The organism is Nocardioides daeguensis, from assembly GCF_019192965.1.
Lineage (GTDB): Bacteria > Actinomycetota > Actinomycetes > Propionibacteriales > Nocardioidaceae > Nocardioides > Nocardioides daeguensis.
Map to the genome: position 1 here is coordinate 283251 of NZ_JAHTKU010000010.1, position 19966 is coordinate 303216.

Consider the following 19966-nt stretch of genomic DNA (forward strand, 5'->3'; position numbering starts at 1 on the left):
CTCACCAGTTTCCGCCCGGCGCGGCCGGCAGCGGGTGGGCGGCGTCGTGGATCACGTACGCCGTCCCGCCGGACGCCTGCAGCCAGACCTTCTCCAGCTGTGCGCGGGCGTAGGTCCGGCGTACCCCGTCGGCGCTCGCCGCGGCGGGGTCGTTGACGACCACGTCGCCGCTGGCGGTGAAGCCCACGACGACGAGCAGGTGCCCGTTCGACGCGGAGATCGGGGCGCCGCCGAGCTCGCCGCGGCCGAAGGCGATCGAGATGACCGGCGCGATCCCGGCCCTCACCAGCAGCTCGGCGTCGGTGAGGTCGCGCAGCCGGGTCACGAACGCCTCGCCGCCGGGGCCGAGCCGGCGGGCGGCGTACGCAGTGTTGAAGGGCCAGTTCCCGGTGCCCTCGTAGGCGTGGTCGTACGTCGAGCGCGCCGCGGCGTCGACCCACGGGTCGGGGTGCCCGGCCGGCACCCAGGCGTAGCTGCCGGGGGCGGGCAGGCGGCCGTAGAGGCCGAGCACCATCGAGGTGGAGGTCGGGGAGCACCACGCCTCCCCGCCGCCACCCCACTGCGGGTAGTGGCCGGTGTGGATCATCTGCGAGAAGCGGGGGACGGCGAGCTCGACGCCGCGCGCCACGCCCGGTGCCGAGACCGGGCCGGCGCCCGCGGGCAGGCGGGAGGTCATCACGGTGGCCAGGTCGACGCGCGGCGACTTCCTGCCGGCCTCGCGGTGCACCGTCACCCGGACCCGGTACGACGCCAGGCCGGCCGTCTTCCAGGTGTCGGTCGCGACCCGGGTGCCGTCGTCGGGCTGGCTGCCGCCGGAGCGCCGCTGGACGACCTTGTCGGTGGCGGCCCAGCGGGCGAGCCGGTCCCACGACGTCCGGGTGCCGTTCGCGGCCCGGCCGCGGACCTCGACCTCGACCCAGCTCGAGCCCGGCGTGCGGGCCGACCAGGAGGCAACCAGCTCGGTGTAGTCGAAGCCGGGGGAGACCCAGGGGCTGGTCCACCGGGCGCTGAGATAGGTGCGGCCGTACCGGCTCCGCGTCGCGGACGGCTTCCACGGTCCCGGCGCGGTGAACCGCTCGAGGTCGACCCGCCGGTCCGACACGGCGGCGGCCGCCACGGCCTCGGGCCGGCGCCCGGGCTCGGCGGGGTCGCCGGTCGCGCCGAGGACGAGCGCGGCGAGGCCGGCCAGCAGGCAGGCGGCGAGGGCGAGGGACACGACGGGAACGGGGAAGGACCGGCGCACCACCTCACGGTACGTCACACCCGTCACTTCCGTCACACGGGTGGTGCTCGCTCGCTTGTAACTACGTGTTACCTACGGAATTTCGGTGCAACGACGCCCGGGTAGTGGCCGGAGCGCCGAGGTAGTCGAGCCCTGTCGGACCGAGCGTCGACCCGCGTCGCGATAGGACCGGCCTGCCCGCCGTGGGCCGACTACCCGGGCGCTGTGGGCACTACCTTGGCGCTGTGACACCCCAAATCACGCCGTAACACTTAGTTACAAGCGGGCGGCGAGGATGCGAGGCGCACCCGCGCGGATCCCTAGACTGGCCGCGTGACCATCCGGCTCTACGACACCGCGACCCGCGAAGTGCGTGACTTCGTGCCCCTCCACGAGGGCAAGGCGGGTCTGTACGTGTGTGGTCTGACGGTCCAGAGCGAGCCCCACGTGGGCCACGTCCGCTCGGCGGTGAACTTCGACGTCCTCCAGCGCTGGCTGCGCCACCGCGGCTACGAGGTCACCTTCATCCGCAACATCACCGACATCGACGACAAGATCCTGGCGAAGTCCGCCGAGCAGGGCCGGCCCTGGTACAACCTCGCCTACGCGATGAAGATCGAGCTCGACAAGGCCTATGCCGCGCTCAACGTCGCGCCGCCGACGTACGAGCCCGCGGCGACCGGCCACGTGCCCGAGATGATCGAGCTCATCGAGCGCCTCATCGAGCGCGGCCACGCCTACCCGGCCGCCGACGGCTCGGGCGACGTCTACTTCGACGTCCGGTCCTGGCCGTCGTACGGCGAGCTGACCCACCAGGGCGTCGACGACATGGAGCCCGCGGCCGACGCCGATCCGCGAGGGAAGAGCGACCCGCGGGACTTCGCTCTGTGGAAGGGCCGCAAGGAATCCGAGCCGGAGACCGCGTCCTGGCCGAGCCCGTGGGGCCGCGGCCGGCCGGGTTGGCACATCGAGTGCTCCGCGATGGCGGGCAAGTACCTCGGCGAGGCCTTCGACATCCACGGCGGCGGTGTCGACCTGCGCTTCCCCCACCACGAGAACGAGCAGGCCCAGTCGCGGGCGGCGGGCGGTGCGTTCGCGTCGTACTGGATGCACAACGCGTGGATCACCACCGCCGGCGAGAAGATGAGCAAGTCGCTCGGCAACACGCTGTCGATCCCCTCGGTGCTGCAGCGGGTCAGCGGCGCCGAGCTGCGGTTCTACATGGTCGCCGCCCACTACCGCTCCCACGTCGAGTTCAGCTTCGAGGCGCTCGACGAGGCCGCCGCGGGCTACCAGCGGATCGTGTCCTTCCTCGACCGGGCCGGGGTCCCGACCGGCGCGACCGGCTCGACGGGCGTGCTGCCGGACGCCTTCGCCGCCGCGATGGACGACGACCTCGGTACGCCGGCAGCGGTCGCCGTCCTCTATGACACCGTGCGCGAGGGCAACCGCCAGCTCGCCGCCGGCGAGGACGTCACCGCCACGGCGTCCGCGGTCGCCGCGATGCTCGACGTGCTCGGCGTGCACCCGGCCGACCCGGCCTGGGCCGGTGCCGGCTCCTCCGGCGCCGAGGAGCGGCTCACCGCCGCCGTCGACACGCTGGTGGCCGGACTGCTCGAGGAGCGCACCCAGGCGCGCGCCGACAAGGACTGGGCCCGCGCCGACGCGATCCGCGACCGGATCAAGGCGGCCGGCATCGAGGTCACCGACACCGCCGAGGGGCCCACCTGGAGCGTCGGTGGTTGAGGTGCGAGGAGCGCAAGCGACGAGCCTCGAGACCTCTGGCCGTGATGCCGGGACGTTGACCACCGAGAGAGGAAACTGACGTGGCCGGCAACTCAAGCCGCAAGGGCGCGATCCGCAAGAGCAACAAGAAGGCCAGCACCGGGTCCGGCGGCAAGGTCCGCCGGGGCCTGGAGGGCCGCGGGCCGACGCCGAAGGCGACCGACCGCGAGTACCACAAGGCCCACAAGATCGCCGAGGCCAAGAAGCGCGCCGAGAAGCGCAGCGGCGGCGCCCGTAGCGGCCCGCGCCGCAAGACGGGGGGCGACGAGTGGATCGCCGGGCGCAACCCGGTGGTCGAGGCGCTGCGCGAGCGGGTGCCCGTGACGTCGGTCTACGTCGCCGAGGGCGCCGAGCGCGACGGCCGGCTGCGCGAGGTGTTCCGCCTCGCGGCCGAGCACGGCATCGGCCTGCTCGAGGTCAGCCGTGGCGAGCTCGACCGGCTCACCGACGGCGCGGTCCACCAGGGCCTCGCCGCGCGCATCCCGGCGTACGAGTACGCCCATCCCGACGACCTGCTCGATGCCGCCGACGAGGCCGGCGAGAAGCCGCTCGTGGTGATGCTCGACTCGATCACCGACCCGCGCAACCTGGGCGCGATCGTCCGCAGCGCCGCCGGGTTCGGCGCCCACGGCGTCGTCATCCCCGAGCGGCGTGCGGCCTCGATGACCGCCGCGGCGTGGAAGACCTCGGCCGGTGCCGCCGCCCGGTGCCCGGTCGCGCAGACGGTCAACCTGACCCGGCAGATCAAGGCCTTCCAGGAGGCCGGCTGCTTCGTGATCGGCCTCGCCGCCGACGGCGACCTCACCCTGCCGGAGCTGACCGCGGACGCCGACCTGGTCGGGGGCCCGCTGGTGCTGGTGGTGGGTTCCGAGGGCGAGGGCCTGTCCCGGCTGGTCGCCGAGAGCTGCGACCGGCTGATGTCCATCCCGATGGCCGGTGTGCTCGAGTCGCTCAACGCCGGCGTCGCCGCGTCGGTCGCGCTGTACGCCGTCGCGGAGGCCCGCGCGCGCGGGTGACCCGACCGGTCCGCACGATGCAGGCCCGCCGCCTCCTCAAGGTCCTCGCGTACTTCGGGACCTGGTTGGTCCTGTCCGCGGCGGTCGCGGGCGCGATCTTCGTCCACAGCGAGCGGACCGTCGAGATCGCCAGCCACGAGGCGACGCTCAGCCCGAACTTCTCCGGCGAGGCCGTCGCGCGGATGGGCCCGGTGCTGCCGGACCTCCGGATACCGTCCGGCTCCTGGGTCGGCGTCGAGGTCGAGCTCGGCAAGACCGACGCGGAGACGCTCGAGGAGCTGACCGCGCGGTACGCCGCGATCGCGGCCCAGCCCGAGGGCCAGGTCGCGGTCGCCCAGCGCACGCTCGAGGCGATGGCGCTGGCGGCGCTCGTGCAGGGCGCCGTGCTGGGCGGCGTACCCCTGCTGGTGTGGGTGCTCGTCGGTCGCGCCCGCCGGCGCGAGCTGTACGCGGTCCTCCCGACCCGGCGCGGCATCGCCGCGGCGGGTCTCGCGGTGGCGCTCGTGGTCGCGGTGGTGGTGCCGTACGGCTGGGGGCGCAGCGACCCGCCTGCCGAGAGCTGGGTCCCGCTCGCGGAGTTCCTGGGCCCCGAGGTGCCGCTCCCCGACGAGGTCCGCGACGTGGAGGTGATGGCCGACGCGACGACGGCCCAGTCGCGGCGGCTGATCGAGAGCGGGATCAGCAGCTACGACGAGAGCGTGCACTTCTACTCCGCGGCCGCCGAGAACGCCGCCGCGCTCGACCTGCGCCGGCCCGAGGAGGGCGAGACCGTCGTCCTGCTGGTCTCGGACCGCCACGACAACGTGGGCATGGACAAGGTCGCCCGTGCGATCGCCGACGCGGGCGGGGCGACCGCCGTCTTCGACGCCGGCGACGACACCTCGACCGGCAGCCGCTGGGAGGCCTTCTCGCTCGACTCGCTCGCGGCGACCTTCAAGTCCTTCGACGGCCGCTGGGCGGTCGCCGGCAACCACGACAACGGCGGCTTCGTGCGCAGCCATCTCGAGGACCTCGGCTGGACCTACTTCGACGACGAGGTCATCGAGGGCCCGGGCGGCTCGCGGATCCTCGGTATCGACGACCCGCGCTCCAGCGGCCTGGGCGACTGGCGCGACCAGACCGGCCTCAGCTTCAGCGAGGTCGCCGACCTGCTCGCCGACGCCGCCTGCGCCGCCGACGAGGACGGCGACCGGGTCGACACCCTCCTCGTCCACGACGCCAACATCGCCAAGCCTGCCCTGGAGCGCGGCTGCGTCGACCTCGTCCTCGGCGGCCACGTCCACGTCCAGACCGGCCCCGTCCCGGTCACCGCCGCCGACGGCCGGGTCGGGTACACCTACACGCTCGGGACCACCGGCGGCGCGGCGTACGCCATCGCCATCGGCAGCAAGCTCCGCCGGCCCGCCAGCATCGGCCTGGTCACCTACCGCGACGGCAGGGCCGCCGGCATCCAGTCGATCACGCTCCAGCCGAACGGCCGGTTCGAGGTCGACCCGTGGGTGGCGCTCGCCTACTGATCCCACCCGTCGGTCGTTCTCCGCGCCGCAGGTTTGGTGATGGTTCCTCCGGGTACGTGCGACTCGTTTTGTTCGTGGGTGGCTCGGGATCGCCCTGACCCGGAAAGGAACCCAGCATGGCCAACCTCGGACGGGGCCCCTCGGCCGCATCATCGGAGGAGTCCTGAGCCTCGCGATCGCGGGCGGCGCGTACTTCGTGTTCTTCGTGGGACAGGAGAAGGTGGAGGAGGCGAAGGCGCCCAAGGTGGGCGAGTGCGTCAACCTCACGGGCTCGTCGATGAACGCCGACCACGACGAGATCGACTGCGGCGACGCCGAGGCGACGTTCAAGATCGTCTCCGACAAGGGCAACTGCGACGACGCCGAGCAGAACTACACGATCTCGCTCGGCACCACCGACTCCGGCAACGTGGCCGACCTCTGCCTGGCCCTGAACGCCGCGAAGGGTGACTGCTTCGACCTCGGCAGCATGTCGACTGCCGCGACGAAGGTCGCCTGCGCCGGCGCCGGCGCCGGCTCGTCGGTCGTCAAGGTCGTCTTGGTCGGCAAGGCCGGCGACGAGTGCGCCAACGGCGCGCAGCCGCTCGAGAACAAGCAGCGCAAGACGCTGCTCTGCCTCGGCCGGGCCGCCTGAGGCTGGCGCCGACCCGAACGGTCGGGTCTCCCGGGGCCCGACCGCTCGGGGCCGTCCCCGTTCGTCCGGTACGACGGGGCGGCCCTAGGCTTGGCGTGCTTTCCCCAGTTGGTCTGCCGGCAGGGCCCGCCTGACTTTGAATCAGGACAAGCGACGTAGGTTCGACTCCTACCTGGGGAGCTCGGTCAGGCTGAGTGCGGCAGCGCCATCGCGCGCCCCTCAGGCGTGAGGTACGCGCCGTCGTCGAAGAGGATGACGCCGTTGCAGAGCCGGCACCAGCCCTGCTCGCTGTGATCGGCGGTCACGTGGGCGGTGCAGCAGTCGGGGTCCCCAGCGGCCGGGCATTCGGGTGAGTGGTCACACATCGTCGTGCTCCCTTCGCATCGTTCGCTTTCCATCTCCGGTGATACGCCTCATCGGCCGCGAATGCACGCGCTTTCGCCGAACTGTGGAAATCGCTGTGTCCACGGACGGGGACGGGGCGGTCGACGGTGCGCGGGGGTGGGGAGGACCCCACCCCCGATTGGTGGGCCGGGCCCACCGGCCTTGGGCTCCCGGGACGCGGCACTAGGGTGGCGACGTGAGCGACCTGACCGTGATCGTCCTCGCCGCCGGCGGCGGTACCCGCATGAAGTCGAAGACGCCGAAGGTCCTCCACCGCATCGGCGGGCGCAGCATGATCGGCCACGTCCTCGCGGCCGTCGCCGCGCTCGAGCCCGCCCGGGTCGTGACCGTGGTCGGGCACCAGCGCGAGCTGGTCGGGCCCCACGTCAGCGAGCTGCGACCGGAGGGCGTGCTCGCCGTCCAGGACGAGCAGCTCGGCACCGGCCACGCGGTCCGGGTCGCCCTGGCGGCGCTCGCCGACGCGCCACGGGAGGGCACCGTCCTCGTCGCGTACGGCGACACGCCGCTCCTCGAGGGCGCCACCCTGCGGGCGTTCACCGAGTCGCACCGCTCCGCCGGAGCCGCGGTCAGCATCCTCAGCGGGATCGTCGCGAAGCCCTTCGGCTACGGCCGCATCGTCCGCGACGACGCGGGCGTCGTGCAGGCCATCGTCGAGGAGAAGGACGCCACCGACGCCCAGCGCGCGATCACCGAGATCAACTCCGGGATCCTCGCCTTCGACGCCGCCTTCCTCGCCGAGGCCATCGGCCGGATCGGCAACGACAACGCCAAGGGCGAGTACTACCTCACCGACGCCGTCGCCCTGGCCCGTGACGCCGGCCTCGTCGTGACCGCCCACCCGGTCGAGGACGCCCTGCAGACCGAGGGCGCCAACGACCGTGCCCAGCTGGCCGAGCTCGGCCGCGAGCTCAACCGCCGCATCGTCACCCGCTGGATGCGCGAGGGCGTCACCGTGATGGACCCGGCCACCACCTGGATCGACGCCGACGTCGTGCTCGCCCCCGACGTCACCCTGCTCCCCGGCACCCAGCTGCTCGGCGCGACCGTCGTCGCCGAGGACGCCGTCGTCGGGCCGGACACCACGCTCGAGGACTGCGAGATCGGCGCCGGCGCGCGCGTCGTACGCGCCCACGGGCAGCTGGCGGTCATCGGCGCCGGCGCCTCCGTCGGACCGTTCGCCTACCTCCGCCCCGGCACCCTGCTCGGTGCCGACGGCAAGATCGGCACCTTCGTCGAGACCAAGAACGCGCAGATCGGCGAGGGCGCCAAGGTCCCGCACCTGTCCTACGTCGGCGACGCTGAGATCGGGGAGGGCACCAACATCGGCGCCGGCACCATCTTCGCCAACTACGACGGGGTCGCCAAGCACCGCACGAGCGTCGGCAGGCACGCGAAGACCGGCTCCAACAACACCTTCGTCGCCCCCGTCGTGATCGGCGACGGCGCCTCGACCGGCGGCGGGACCGTCGTACGACGCGACGTGCCGCCGGGCGCCCTCGCGGTCAGCACCTCGCCCCAGCGCAACCTCGAGGGCTGGGTGGTCTCGCGGCGGGCCGGCACCGCCCAGGCGGCTGCGGCCCAGGAGGCGCTCGGGGCGGTTGTGGCGGACGCCACGGATGAACAGCCCGAAAACGGACCCGGACTTGGGGGCGGCACCGCGGAGCGGGCAGAATCCTAGGTACCACCTTCGCCGACCAGGGGGAGTCACGCGCGTGAGCGGTCTGAAGCGGACGACCGAGAAGAACCTGATGGTCTTCTCCGGACGAGCACACCCCGAACTGGCCGACGAGGTCGTCCAGATCCTCGGCCAGTCGCTGGTCCCGACCTCGGCGTACGAGTTCGCCAACGGCGAGATCTACGTCCGCTACCAGGAGTCGGTCCGCGGCTGCGACGCCTTCGTGATCCAGAGCCACACCACTCCGATCAACGAGTGGATCATGGAGCACCTGATCATGGTCGACGCGCTCAAGCGCGCCTCCGCCAAGCGGATCACCGTGGTCATGCCGTTCTGGGGCTACAGCCGCCAGGACAAGAAGCACCGTGGCCGCGAGCCCATCTCGGCGCGCCTGATGGCCGACCTGTTCAAGACCGCCGGCGCCGACCGGATCATCACCGTCGACCTCCACGCCGACCAGCTGCAGGGCTTCTTCGACGGCCCCGTCGACCACCTGATGGCGCTGCCGGTGCTCACCGACTACATCAAGGAGAAGTACGGCGACCAGCCGCTCGCCGTCGTCTCGCCGGACGCCGGCCGGATCAAGGTCGCCGAGCGCTGGTCGGCCCGGCTCGACGGCGCTCCGCTGGCGTTCATCCACAAGACCCGCCGCACCGACGTCGCCAACGAGGTCGTCGCCAACCGCGTCGTCGGTGACGTCAAGGGCCGCATGTGCGTGCTCACCGACGACATGATCGACACCGGCGGCACCATCGTGAAGGCCGCCGAGGCGCTGATGGCCGAGGGCGCCGCGGGCGTCATCATCGCCGCCACCCACGCGATCCTCTCCGACCCCGCCGTCGACCGGTTGAAGAACTGCTCGGCGACTGAGGTGGTCATCACCAACACGCTGCCGGTCTCGCCCGAGAAGCAGTTCGACAAGCTGACCACGCTGTCGATCGCCCCGCTCGTCGCTCGGGCCATCCGCGAGGTCTTCGAGGACGGCTCGGTCACCTCGATGTTCGACGGTCACGCGTAGCTCGCTTCGCTCGCCACGGTGTGGGGCTCGCTTCGCTCGCCACGGCGTGGAGCTCGCTTCGCTCGCCGGCTTCTCGTTCCGGGCGAACCAGGCTCGCTTCGCTCGCGGTTCGCTCGGTCAACCGACCTCGCTGGCGCTCGGTCGTTTGAGGTGTCGCGACGGCGTGGGGCTCGCTTCGCTCGCGGTTCGCTCGGTCAACCGACCTCGCTGGCGCTCGGTCGGTTGAGGTGCCTGCCGGGGACCGGGGGCGTCACGCTTCCTCGAGCGACCTCACGAACGCGCCGAAGCCGGGCAGCGTGAACCGCACCAGCCCGTGACCGACCGGCTCGATCACGCCCTTCTCGATCAGCCGCTCCCGCGGGACGCTGATCGCGCGGGAGTCGACGCCCATCCCGGCGGCGATGGCGGCGCGGGTGACGTTGCCGTCGCCGGCCGCGGCCATGGCGGCGAGGAAGCGCTGCTCGAGACGTGAGGCGGCGCCCCAGCGGGCGCGGTGCATGGCGGCGAGCTGGTCGCGGGCGACCGGCAGGCCGCGCTTGACGTGGGCCAGGGTCAGGCGGGTGCCGGCGTCGGGGGCGGCGGCGTCCCAGGTGGTGCTGCCGAGGAGCTGGAGCAGGTAGGGGTAGCCGCGCGACTCCGTCACGACAGCGGCGAGCGCCGGGTCCGTCCACGCCACGCCCTCGGCCTCGGCGGGGCCGACGAGGGCGGCGCGGGCGTCGTCGTCGGAGAGGACGTCGAGCGAGACGAAGGTGCTGCGCTCGCCGAAGGTCGCTGCCCGGGTGAGCGCCTCGGGCGTGACGGGGAGGCCGGCGGCGACGGTGGCCAGCGGGTTCTCGGTGCGTTCGCCGTCGAGGTTCTGCAAGGTGTTGAGCAGCACCGACATCTCGTCGGCCGACGCGGTGTGGAGCTCGTCGAGCAGCAGGAACAGCCCTGCGCCGCCGTGCGCCCGCACGGACGTGGCGGCCTCGTGCAGCAGCGACTCGAGCATCCCGATCGCCGCCTGCGGGGGAGCGGCCGGCTCCCGGCGGGCCACCTCTGCCTGCACCTTCGCCCCCGGCACGCCGACCTCGACGGTGAGCCGGTCCAGCTGGCCGCGCCACCGGTTCCCCGTCGGTACGGCGTCCGCCCGTTCGAGCGCCCGGGCGACGCTGTGCGCGATGGCCGAGAGCACGGGCTGCTGCCGGGAGCACGCCACCCACGCGGTCACGAACCCGGACTCCACGGCGCCCCGCTGGGCAGCGCGGAGCAGCGACGTCTTGCCGATGCCGCGGGGTGCGTGGAACACCATGAGCGGGCCACCGAGCTCGCCGTAGGTCGCGACCCGGGCGAGCAGGCCCTCGATCCGGCGCATCTCCACGGCCCGTCCGGCCAGGATCCGGGGCACCTGGCCAGGGGTGTAGGGATTGCTCGCCATGACCGGCCTCCGGTGTGATGCGTCTTTATACTTCGCCCAAGTATAAAGCGGTATCAACCAACCGTGCGGCTAGCGAGCGACGAGCGCCAGCCCCTCGCCGCTCACCAGGTCCGGGTCGGGCGCGCGCCCGGAGGCGAGCATGAGCAGCTCCTGGACCGGTCCGCTGACGGTGGGCCCCGTGCCGCGGGCCCAGTCGATGTCGGTCGCGGCCATCCGGACGCTCCGCACCAGCCTCCCGGTCCCCATCAGGGGCGCGAGGCGTCGTACCCGGTCCGCGGCGACGGCGGCGGCCTCCGGGGCCATGGTGCGCGTCCGGCTCAGCGGGCGGGCGATGTCCTGGTGGTGGAGGAGGGCGTCGATCAGCGGCTCGACCGACGTCGTGGTCGGCACGTGGTGCGTGCTGGTCGCGAACCGCTCGAAGTCGCCGAGGATGCTCTCCCGCGTCTCGCGGGCACCGAGGCGCTTCACCTCGCGGTAGATCATCGTGTTGTAGCCACGGCCGAGGTTGCGCGCCATCATCGCGGGCATCTGGGTCCAGCCGATCTGCGGTGTCGAGATGACGTGCGCCGCCACGTCGTGGACCGTCCAGCCGGGGCAGAGCGTGTCGTGTGCCCAGTCCGCCGGATCGAGGTCGGCCAGTGTCGCTGCGAGCGCGGCGCGCTCGGCGTGGATGTGCGCCCAGATCGTGGCCTTCTCCATGTCGACTCCCGGTCGTCAGTCTGCCTGACTGATATCGTCAGCCTGGCTGACCAATTCGTCAAGGTTCGAGGAGCCCAGATGCCCGACCCGCACCCGGCGCTGCTGATGTTCATCGGCGCGCGGTACGTCGAGCAGCGCGTCTCCGAGGCCATCGCGGCCGCCGGCTACGACGACCTGACCCTCGCCATGGCCCGGGTCGCCGCGCGGCTGAGCGAGGACGGGATCCGGGTGACCGAGCTGGCCGAGCAGGCGCGGATCACCAAGCAGAGCGCGAGCGTGCTGGTCGACCAGCTCGAGCGGGCGGCGTACGTCGTCCGGGTGCCCGACCCTGCCGACGCCCGGGCCCGGCTCGTGGTCATCGCGCCGCGCGGGCGCGAGGTGCTGGACGTCGCGCGCCGCGAGGAGCGGGCGATCGAGCGCGAGTGGACCCGACACCTGGGAGCCGAGCGCATGGCCGCGCTCAAGGAGGCCCTCGCGGACCTGCGGGAGATCACCGACCCCTGGTTGCCGGGCCGGTGACGATTTCGTCCGGCCCTGTCCCCGCGAGTAGTCTTCTCCGGTTGCCTCGGCGAGGGAGCTCCCGCTTCTGTGACTCCGTGATCGACTGGGCCGGTCTGTCTTCATGACGCCGCGCGCCCTGCCGGTCACCGGGTGAGGGAAGCGCGGCGTTTCTCGTCTCCGGGCGCAGCCGCCCATCACCACTGACGATCAGGAGTTCCCCATGAGCAGCGACAAGATCCAGGCCGAGGTCCGCACCGAGTTCGGCAAGGGCGCCGCCCGCCGCATCCGTCGCGAGAACAAGATCCCCGCCGTCGTCTACGGTCACGGCAACGAGCCGGTCCACCTGACCCTCCCGGGCCACGACACGATGATGGCCATCAAGCACGGTGGCGCCAACGCCGTCCTCGAGCTCGAGTTCGACGGCACCTCGCAGCTCGCCCTGACCAAGCAGGTCCAGGTCGACCCGGTCCGCCGCGTCCTCGAGCACGTCGACTTCGTCGCCGTGACGCGGGGCGAGAAGGTCACCGTCGACGTCCCGGTCCACATCGTCGGCGACGCTGTCAACGGCACCCTGGTCGTCACCGAGAACACCACCGTCCAGGTCGAGGCCGAGGCCACCCACATCCCCGAGCAGTTCGAGGTCAGCATCGAGGGCGCCGAGGCCGGCACCCAGATCCTTGCCGGCCAGATCGAGCTCCCGGCCGGCATCAGCCTGCTGACCGACGCCGAGACCCTGGTCGTCAACGTCACCGAGCAGAGCGCCGAGGAGCCCGCTGCCGAGACGTCCGCCGAGGCTGCTGAGGCCGGCGACAGCGAGTGATCACCAGCCGGCTCAGGTGGTTCCTGGGCCGACTGATCTCCCCGGCGCGGACCTCCGCGCCGGGGAGCACCGCCGCACCCGACGAGGAGACCTTCGTGGCTGACGCGACCACCGCCGACGTCTGGCTCGTCGTCGGGCTCGGCAACCCCGGCCCGTCGTACGCCGGGCACCGGCACAACATCGGCTACCTGGTGGTCGACGAGCTCGCCCGCCGGATGGGCAGCGGCTTCCGCGCCCACAAGTCCGGCCGTGCCGACGTCGTCGAGGGCCGCCTCGGCGCTCCGGGCGCCCCCGGCCCCCGGGTGGTCCTGGCCAAGTCCCGCTCGTACATGAACGAGTCGGGCGGCCCGGTCAAGGCGCTCGCGACCTTCTACAAGGTCCCCGCCGACCGGGTCATCGCGATCCACGACGAGCTCGACATCGACTTCGGCACGCTGCGCATCAAGAAGGGCGGCGGCGACAACGGCCACAACGGCCTCAAGTCGATGCGCTCCTCGCTGGGTACCGGCGACTTCTTCCGGGTCCGGGCCGGCATCGGCCGCCCGCCGGGTCGCCAGGAGGTCGCCGACTTCGTGCTCTCCAACTACGGGACGACCGAGCGCAAGGAGCTGCCGTTCCAGATCGACTCGGCCGCCGACGCCGTCGAGTCCCTCATCGCCGACGGCCTCGAGAAGACCCAGTCCCGCTTCAACAGTTGAGCTGCCCCTTCCTCTCTGTTGAGTCGCCGGTTCCCAACCGTTGAGTTGCCTCGGCCCCCGGCCGGCTACCCGCGCGCCGGCAACTCACGGGCGAGGATGTGGCAACTCGACGGCGAGGATGCGGCAGCTCAACGGCGAGGATGCGGCAAGTCAACGGACAGGGAGCCGCGGCTCCGCGGGCGCCCACTACGCTGACCGCGTGACTTTCGAGCCCGGAACCCCCGCTCCCGAGGTCGTCGCCGACGACCACCTCCTCGCCGCCTGGCTGGCCGAGGAGGCCGGTCGCCGCCTCCTCGAGGTGCGCACGGAGGGGCTGGAGGGCAAGGAGCTCAAGGACGCCGGCGACCGCGCCGCCCACCTGCTGCTGATGGACCTGCTGGCGACCTACCGCCCCGACGACGCGGTCCTCTCCGAGGAGGCGCTGGAGAGCGCCGCCGACAAGGACGCCCGCCTGACCGCGGCGAAGGTCTGGATCGTCGACCCGCTCGACGGCACCCGCGAGTTCTCCGAGCCCCCGCGCGACGACTGGGCCGTGCACGTCGCGCTCTGGCAGGACGGCGAGCTCATCGCCGGCGCCGTCGCGCAGCCCGCGCTGGGCGAGACCTTCAACACCGGTACGCCGCCGGTCGTGCCGACCCGCACCTCGCAGCGACCGCGGATCGCGGTCTCCCGCACCCGCCCGCCGGCGTTCGTCGAGGCGCTCGCGAAGGAGCTCGACGCCGAGCTGGTCCCGATGGGCTCGGCCGGCGTGAAGATGATGTCGGTGGTGCGTGACGTGGCCGACGCCTACGTCCACGCCGGCGGGCAGTACGAGTGGGACTCCGCCGCCCCGGTCGCGGTCGCCCGCGCCGCCGGCCTGTTCACCTCGCGCGTCGACGGCAGCGAGCTGGTCTACAACCAGGCCGACGTCTACCTGCCCGACGTCATCGTGTGCCGCCCCGAGCTCGCCGAGCAGATCCTCGCCTTCATCGCCGCGAACGGCACCGACTGACGGTCGCGAGCACCATGGCTGACGAGGGTGGCGAGGAGCGAAGGACGCGGATCGACTGGCCCGCGACCTTCGCCGGCGCGGGCGCGGCGGTCACCGTCGCGCTGCTGCTCTCCACCCTCGGCGCGGCCGGCACCCTGATCGGCGCCGCCCTCGGCAGCGTCATCGCCACGGTCAGCACTGCCCTCTACAAGCAGGGCATCGAGTCCAGCCGGCGCCGGATGGCCGAGGTCCAGGCCGCGGCGATGCAGCGGGTCAGCCTCGCCGAGCAGAACGTACGGCGGGCCGCGCGCCGCTCCGACCCCGCCGCCGCCGAGCGCGAGCTGGACCGCGCGCACCGCCACCTGGAGGAGGCGGCCGAGGAGGAGGCCGCGGTCGCCGACGCCGCCGCCGAGCCTCCTGGGGCGAGCCGCTGGGCCACGCTGCCCTGGAAGCAGATCGCCGTCCTCGCCGCCGCGGTCTTCGTGCTGTCGCTGGTGGTGATCAGCGCCGTCGAGCTGATCGCCGGCAAGAGTGTCTCCTCCATCACGGGCGGCACCGACGGCAAGGACCGCACCTCGATCGGTGGCGTCTTCGGCGACGACGGCAAGGGCGACGGCGACCGGAAGCAGTCCCCGCCGGAGCGGGAGCCCACGCCGACGCCGACTCCGACCCCGACGTCGACCCCGACGGACGGCGACACGGTGACCACCGTCCCCACTGTCCCCACCGGGCCGACCGATCCTGCGACGTCCACCGGGACGCCGCCGACGCCGACCGCGACCACGACGGTGACCGAGACCGTCACCGCCACGCTCACGCCGTCGCCCGCGCCGTCCGCGACGCCCTGACCCGAAACCGGGTTGCCCGGGCCGAGCGCCCCGGCAAGGGTGGGGGCATGACGTCGTACATCTCGCACACCACCGTCGACTGCGCCGACGCCTTCGCGCTCTCGGAGTGGTGGAAGCCCGTGCTCGGCTACACCGACCTGCCCGACGACCCCAACGAGCCGGGGCACGAGGAGTGCATGATCGTCGACCCCGACACCGGCCACCAGGTGCTGTTCATCGAGGTCCCGGAGCGCAAGACCGGCAAGAACCGGGTGCACTTCGACCTGCGCCCGCGCGCCGGCACGCGGGACGAGGAGGTCGAGCGGCTGCTGCAGTACGGCGCCACCCAGGTCGCCGACCACCGCGGCATCCACGGCCCCGGCACCGGCTGGGTCACCCTCGCCGACCCCGAGGGCAACGAGTTCTGCATCGTCCGCTCGAAGGCGGAGCTCGACGCGGCGTCCTAGCCACGAAACATCGAGGCTAGAAGACGTTCAACGGCCGGAACTGCACCGAGATCCGCGGCCCGGCGGCGGCGACCTTGGGCACGGCGTGCTCCCAGGTCCGCTGGCAGCTGCCGCCCATGACGACCAGGTCGCCGTGTCCCATCTCGACCGCGAACGCCTCGTCGCGCCGCTCGGGATCGCGCGGGCGCAGGTGGAGCCGCCGCGGGTCGCCGACCGACACGATCGCGACCATGGTGTCGTGGGTCGAGCCGCGCCCGATGGTGTCGCCGTGCCAGGCGACGCTGTCGCGCCCGTCGCGGTAGTAGCAGCAGCCGGCGGTCCGGAACGGCTCGCCGAGCTCATCGGCGTACCGCGCGCTCAGCCGCTCGCGGGCGGCCGTCAGCGCGGGGTGGGGGAGCTCGTCGCCGATCATGTAGGTGAACACGAGGCGGGGTACGTCGACCACCCGGTCGTACATCGCCCGCCGCTCCGCACGCCACGGCACCTCGCGGACCAGGGTGGCGAACACCTCGTCGGCGTCGGGCAGCCAGTCGCGCGCGACGTCGACCCACGCCCCCGCGCTGAGCGCGCGCCGCTCGGTGGTGACCTCGCTCGCCGCGGCGTCGAACAGGCTGGTCTGGAAGTCCACCGTCATGGATCGAGGATACCCCCAGATCGAACAGGTGTTCGTACGACGTGCGGGTCGCCGATCAGGAGTCGAGGCCGCCCAGGGGCGCGACCGCCACCCCGGACTCCTCGCACACCCAGGTCGGGTCCGGGCCGCCGAGGTCGGGTTCGATGTGCAGCGCGTGCACGGGGCCGTCCTCGCAGTGCGTGCACACCGGCCACAGGCCTTCGCGGGCATGGCGGCCGAACCGGTCGGCGAGCCCGTCCTGGACGTCCTGGGCCACGAGACCGGCGATGAACGCCGCCCCTTCGGGCCACTGCTCCAGCCACCAGCGGCGCTCGGCGCAGGCGTCCTCGAGCAGGGTCACGGAGTCCGGCGTCCCGAGGGCGCGGGCCTGCAGGTCGGCCAGCACCTGCGCTCGGGCCCGGAAGATCACGCTGTCGTCCACAGGTCCATTGTGCGCGGGTTTGGTGACGGCCCCGAGGGGGGCATCGCAGCCGTCGCCGCTCCCGACCCGCGGGGGCCACCGAGAGGGGACCGTCATGACCCTGTCCGTCGCGTGGGCCGACCTCGACCGCCTCGACGAGGAGATGGCCGGGTTGGCCGGCCAGGTCGCCGAGATCACGGCGTACGCCGGCCGCTGGGTGTGCCAGCGGTCCGGCTTCGAGCCCAGCCCGCTGTGCCTGCTGCGCCCGCTCGCCGAGCTGATGGACCTGCTGGCCGACGGCTTCGACGACCTCCGCGACCTCGCCGCCGGCGACTGGGCCGACCTGCGCCGGGCGGTCGCATCGACCCGGCGTGACCTGCGCGCGGTCGACGCCGGGGCCGTCGCCCGGATGCCGGTGGTGGCCCGGTGACCGCCGAGCCGCTGGTGCTCCCGGAGCCGGCGCTCGGCCCCGACCGGCTGCGCCACGACGCGGAGTTCCGGGCGCTGGACCGCACCTTCGACCGGATCCGCGACACGGTCAACACCGGGATCGACGTCCTCAACGGTCTCGGCCTCGGGCTACGCCGGCTGCCCGAGGGGAGCCTCCGGGAGCTGGTCGTGCTGCCATTGACCGGAGACCATCGCCGGATCAGGCAGAACGCCGAGGCGATCGGGTACGCCGACGCCGCGCTGGCCCGCTACGCCGGCTCCACGACGCGGCTGGCGCTGGCCGTGGGCCGGCGCTGGGAGGGCGAGGCGGCGGCGTCGTACCTGCTCCGGCTGGGGCGCCACGCCGCGGCCGCCCGTGCCGCCGGCGAGCTGTTGGCGCTGACGGTCCCGGTGTTCGAGGAGGTGGCGCGATTCGCCGAACGGCTGGCGGTCGAGGTCGAGGAGCTGGTCGTGGAGCTGGTCGAGAGGGGCACCTGGCTGATGGCCCGCCTGCTCGCGCGGGCGGCGGGGCCCGCGGGCTGGGCCGGGTTCGCAGCGGAGGTCGCCGTCGAGGGCCTCGACGCCGTGACCGACCTGGTCGACGGCGCCCGGCGGCTGGTCGTGATCGTCGACCGGCTCTTGTCCATGAAGGGGGAGGTGATCGACTGGGTCGACCAGCAGGGCGACCACCTGGCTGCGATGAGGAAGATCGCCGACGTGGCGCGTGCGGAGCTAGGAGACTGCTGAACAATCCGCGCGGCTGCGCGGCGCCGGGTGGAGCGTTCGCTGCGTTCGGCTCGGTTGAAGTGACCCGCCACGCCTGTCCTCGCCGCTCTGGCGACCGCACGCACCCGGCGTCGCTCGCGATCGCCCGTCCTGTTCAGCAGACTCCTAGGCCGGTAGACCCGCGAGCTCCCGGGCGACGTTGGCCCGCGCGGGTTGCTCCCACTCGCTGCGGCCGTGCGCCGTGCGGAACAGCGCGGGGGTGTCGGTCAGCGCGCGCAGCACCTCGGCCCGGCCGGCGGCGAACACCTCGTCGTCGAGGTGGGCGTACTCCGAGCGCACGGCGGCGACGTACTCGTCGTAGCGCTCCCGCGTCGCGGCCAGGATCGAGAGGTCGGCATCGGACAGCGCGCAGCCGTTGGCGTCCGCGGTGTCGGGGCGGTGGTGCTCGGTGAGCCGGACCAGCCGGGCGACCTCGGCGACCGTCGCCGGGTCCGCGTGGCCGGGCAGCGCGTCCTCCGCCCAGGCCGCGGAGCGCTCCTCGGCGTCCCGCTCGCCGTCGTAGACGGCGTCGTGGAACCAGGCGGCGAGCAGGACCGGCGTCCGGGCGTAGGTCACGCCCGCGGCGGCGAGCTCGTCGAGCCGCCGCAGCACCTCGGCGAGATGGCGGGTGCCGTGGTGTCCCCGGCTCGGGTCGCCGTAGGCCGCCAGCAGCTCCTCGCGCAGGGCGTCGGCGCCGGTCAACGGCCAGGGCAGGTCGGTCAGGTCGGGATGGTCGTCCTCCACCCCGGTATTCAAACCGACCGCCCCGGCCGCTGTCACCGGAACCCCCGCTGGTGGTGCCTCAGTCGCCCTTCACGTTCACGATCTGGCGCAGCACGTGCCGGACCTCGACGAGGTCGGCCGCGTCGGCCATCACCCGATCGATGTCCTTGTACGCCGCCGGGATCTCGTCGATGAACGCGTCGGTGTCGCGGTACTCGATGCCTGCCATCGCCTCCCGCAGCTGCTCGCGGGTGAACGTCCGGCGCGCCTTGGACCGGGAGTACTCCCGGCCGGCGCCGTGCGGCGCCGAGTGGAGCGCGACGGGGTTGCCGAGGCCGCTGACGACGTACGACGACGTCCCCATCGAACCCGGGATCAGCCCCGGCCGCCCCCGCTCCGCGTTGATCGCGCCCTTGCGGGAGAGCCACACGTCTGCGCCGAAGTGGCGCTCCTGCTCGGTGTAGTTGTGGTGGCAGTTGATCTCCTCGACCCGCTCGACCTCGTCGGCCGAGCCGAGGCCCATCCACTCGGCGAGCTGCCGGACCACCCGGTCCATCATCTCCTCGCGGTTGAGCAGGGCGTAACGCTGTGCCCACCGCATCTCGCGGATGTAGGCCCAGAACTCGTCGGTGCCCTCGGCGAGGTAGGCGAGGTCCGGGTGGGGGAGGTCGACCCACCACTTCGCGCACAGGTCGCGGGCGACCTGGATGTGCCGCTGCGCGATCTTGTTGCCGACGCCGCGCGACCCCGAGTGCAGGAACAGCCAGACCCGCCGCTCCTCGTCGAGGGTGACCTCGATGAAGTGGTTGCCCGACCCGAGCGTGCCCAGCTGCAGCTCCCACTGCTTCGCGTACCGCCCGGGCTCGAAGCCGGCCTGCTCGGCCAGCGTGGTGAGCTCGGCGAGGCGTCGCTCGGTGTGCTCCCTGCTGATCGTTCGGTTGGCCGCGCCGGCCGAGACCGGGACCGCACGCTCGATGGCCTCCCGCAGCGCTCGCCGGTCGGCGGGGAGCTGGTCGGCGGTGAACCGGGTGCGCACGGCGATCATGCCGCAGCCGATGTCGACGCCGACCGCGGCCGGGATGATCGCACCGAGGGTCGGGATGACCGAGCCCACCGTCGCGCCCAGGCCCAGGTGGGCGTCGGGCATCAGCGCGAGGTGGGGATGGATGAACGGCATCCGTGCCGTCGTCATCGCCTGGTCGCGCGTGCCCTGCTCGAGGATCGAAGCCCAGCTGAGGAGCTTCGGGGTGATCTTCTCCATCGTGATGTCCTGCGTCGTCGCCCTTCTCGTGAGTCGGTCTCGGGGGTGTCCCGGCGCAGGACGCTAGAGGGCGGGAAATGTGTTGT

The 19966-nt window shown here is 72.8% G+C and carries 22 protein-coding genes and 1 tRNA gene; 15 read left to right on the top strand and 8 right to left on the bottom strand.

Translation table 11 applies throughout. The features are described 5' to 3' along the window. Position 1: 1 nt before the first annotated feature. Positions 2-1261, bottom strand: coding sequence for a C39 family peptidase (locus KU893_RS23560; RefSeq protein ID WP_218234016.1), 1260 nt, complete (start codon positions 1259-1261; stop codon positions 2-4). A 294-nt stretch (positions 1262-1555) separates the two neighbouring features. Here KU893_RS23560 and cysS point away from each other — a divergent pair, with 294 nt between their 5' ends. The 5 genes from cysS (at position 1556) to KU893_RS09120 (ending at position 6354) form a co-directional block, all read left to right on the top strand. Then, a complete protein-coding gene (gene cysS, locus KU893_RS09100; protein ID WP_218234017.1) occupies positions 1556-2968 on the top strand; it encodes a cysteine--tRNA ligase in 1413 nt (470 codons plus the stop codon). Positions 2969-3048: 80 nt separating this feature from the next. Next, positions 3049-4023: a 23S rRNA (guanosine(2251)-2'-O)-methyltransferase RlmB gene (rlmB, locus tag KU893_RS09105; protein ID WP_218234018.1), complete on the top strand. Its 975-nt coding sequence runs from the start codon at positions 3049-3051 to the stop codon at positions 4021-4023. Next, complete coding sequence (locus KU893_RS09110) at positions 4020-5540, top strand: metallophosphoesterase (RefSeq protein WP_257440681.1); 1521 nt, start codon at positions 4020-4022, stop codon at positions 5538-5540. The genes rlmB and KU893_RS09110 overlap by 4 nt, the downstream gene beginning before the upstream one ends. Before the next feature lie 205 nt (positions 5541-5745). After that, positions 5746-6174, top strand: a complete 429-nt coding sequence (locus tag KU893_RS09115) for an LppU/SCO3897 family protein (protein WP_218234019.1) — start codon at positions 5746-5748, stop codon at positions 6172-6174. A gap of 101 nt (positions 6175-6275) precedes the next feature. Further along, positions 6276-6354 (top strand) — tRNA-Gln (locus tag KU893_RS09120). A 5-nt stretch (positions 6355-6359) separates the two neighbouring features. Here the strand turns inward: KU893_RS09120 and KU893_RS09125 are convergent. Beyond that, positions 6360-6572: a DUF5999 family protein gene (locus KU893_RS09125; RefSeq protein WP_306811457.1), complete on the bottom strand. Its 213-nt coding sequence runs from the start codon at positions 6570-6572 to the stop codon at positions 6360-6362. A 182-nt stretch (positions 6573-6754) separates the two neighbouring features. On the opposite strand from KU893_RS09125, the gene glmU reads away from it, so the two are divergent. Together glmU and KU893_RS09135 are read left to right on the top strand one after the other, a co-directional pair. Beyond that, positions 6755-8257, top strand: a complete 1503-nt coding sequence (glmU, locus tag KU893_RS09130; RefSeq protein WP_218234021.1) for a bifunctional UDP-N-acetylglucosamine diphosphorylase/glucosamine-1-phosphate N-acetyltransferase GlmU — start codon at positions 6755-6757, stop codon at positions 8255-8257. Positions 8258-8291: 34 nt separating this feature from the next. Continuing rightward, complete coding sequence (locus tag KU893_RS09135) at positions 8292-9272, top strand: ribose-phosphate diphosphokinase (protein ID WP_257440685.1); 981 nt, start codon at positions 8292-8294, stop codon at positions 9270-9272. Positions 9273-9522: 250 nt separating this feature from the next. Here the strand turns inward: KU893_RS09135 and KU893_RS09140 are convergent, their stop codons facing one another. Together KU893_RS09140 and KU893_RS09145 are read right to left on the bottom strand one after the other, a co-directional pair. Next, a complete protein-coding gene (locus tag KU893_RS09140; RefSeq protein WP_218234023.1) occupies positions 9523-10686 on the bottom strand; it encodes an ATP-binding protein in 1164 nt (387 codons plus the stop codon). A 69-nt stretch (positions 10687-10755) separates the two neighbouring features. Next, positions 10756-11385, bottom strand: a complete 630-nt coding sequence (locus KU893_RS09145) for a maleylpyruvate isomerase family mycothiol-dependent enzyme (protein ID WP_218234024.1) — start codon at positions 11383-11385, stop codon at positions 10756-10758. A 78-nt stretch (positions 11386-11463) separates the two neighbouring features. Here KU893_RS09145 and KU893_RS09150 point away from each other — a divergent pair, with 78 nt between their 5' ends. The 6 genes from KU893_RS09150 (at position 11464) to KU893_RS09175 (ending at position 15668) form a co-directional block, all read left to right on the top strand. Next, on the top strand, positions 11464-11904 hold the full coding sequence (locus KU893_RS09150; protein WP_218234025.1) for a MarR family winged helix-turn-helix transcriptional regulator: 441 nt from the start codon (positions 11464-11466) through the stop codon (positions 11902-11904). 202 nt (positions 11905-12106) lie between these two features. Beyond that, the gene (locus KU893_RS09155) at positions 12107-12706 is read left to right on the top strand and encodes a 50S ribosomal protein L25/general stress protein Ctc (protein WP_218234026.1); all 600 of its coding nucleotides are present in this window, start codon (positions 12107-12109) and stop codon (positions 12704-12706) included. A gap of 95 nt (positions 12707-12801) precedes the next feature. Beyond that, positions 12802-13404 carry an aminoacyl-tRNA hydrolase gene (gene pth / locus KU893_RS09160; protein WP_218234027.1) on the top strand — a complete coding sequence of 201 codons (603 nt, stop codon included), beginning with the start codon at positions 12802-12804 and terminating at the stop codon, positions 13402-13404. A 199-nt stretch (positions 13405-13603) separates the two neighbouring features. Beyond that, entirely contained in the window at positions 13604-14395 is a 792-nt protein-coding gene (locus tag KU893_RS09165) for a 3'(2'),5'-bisphosphate nucleotidase CysQ (RefSeq protein ID WP_257440687.1), read from the top strand. A 14-nt stretch (positions 14396-14409) separates the two neighbouring features. Next, positions 14410-15222: a hypothetical protein gene (locus KU893_RS09170; RefSeq protein WP_218234029.1), complete on the top strand. Its 813-nt coding sequence runs from the start codon at positions 14410-14412 to the stop codon at positions 15220-15222. Positions 15223-15269: 47 nt separating this feature from the next. Continuing rightward, positions 15270-15668, top strand: coding sequence for a VOC family protein (locus tag KU893_RS09175; protein ID WP_218234030.1), 399 nt, complete (start codon positions 15270-15272; stop codon positions 15666-15668). A gap of 16 nt (positions 15669-15684) precedes the next feature. On the opposite strand, the gene KU893_RS09180 is transcribed toward KU893_RS09175, so the two are convergent. Then, the gene (locus KU893_RS09180) at positions 15685-16302 is read right to left on the bottom strand and encodes an alpha-ketoglutarate-dependent dioxygenase AlkB (protein ID WP_218234031.1); all 618 of its coding nucleotides are present in this window, start codon (positions 16300-16302) and stop codon (positions 15685-15687) included. A 55-nt stretch (positions 16303-16357) separates the two neighbouring features. Beyond that, positions 16358-16723, bottom strand: coding sequence for a DUF8819 family protein (locus tag KU893_RS09185; protein ID WP_218234032.1), 366 nt, complete (start codon positions 16721-16723; stop codon positions 16358-16360). Positions 16724-16817: 94 nt separating this feature from the next. On the opposite strand from KU893_RS09185, the gene KU893_RS09190 reads away from it, so the two are divergent. Both KU893_RS09190 and KU893_RS09195 read left to right on the top strand, forming a co-directional pair. Beyond that, complete coding sequence (locus tag KU893_RS09190) at positions 16818-17132, top strand: hypothetical protein (protein WP_218234033.1); 315 nt, start codon at positions 16818-16820, stop codon at positions 17130-17132. Next, positions 17129-17878: a hypothetical protein gene (locus KU893_RS09195; RefSeq protein ID WP_218234034.1), complete on the top strand. Its 750-nt coding sequence runs from the start codon at positions 17129-17131 to the stop codon at positions 17876-17878. Before KU893_RS09190 ends, KU893_RS09195 begins: the two co-directional genes overlap by 4 nt. A 144-nt stretch (positions 17879-18022) precedes the next feature. On the opposite strand, the gene KU893_RS09200 is transcribed toward KU893_RS09195, so the two are convergent. Beyond that, on the bottom strand, positions 18023-18640 hold the full coding sequence (locus tag KU893_RS09200) for an HD domain-containing protein (RefSeq protein WP_257440693.1): 618 nt from the start codon (positions 18638-18640) through the stop codon (positions 18023-18025). A gap of 58 nt (positions 18641-18698) precedes the next feature. Next, on the bottom strand, positions 18699-19880 hold the full coding sequence (locus KU893_RS09205; RefSeq protein WP_218234035.1) for an RtcB family protein: 1182 nt from the start codon (positions 19878-19880) through the stop codon (positions 18699-18701). Positions 19881-19966 lie beyond the last annotated feature (86 nt).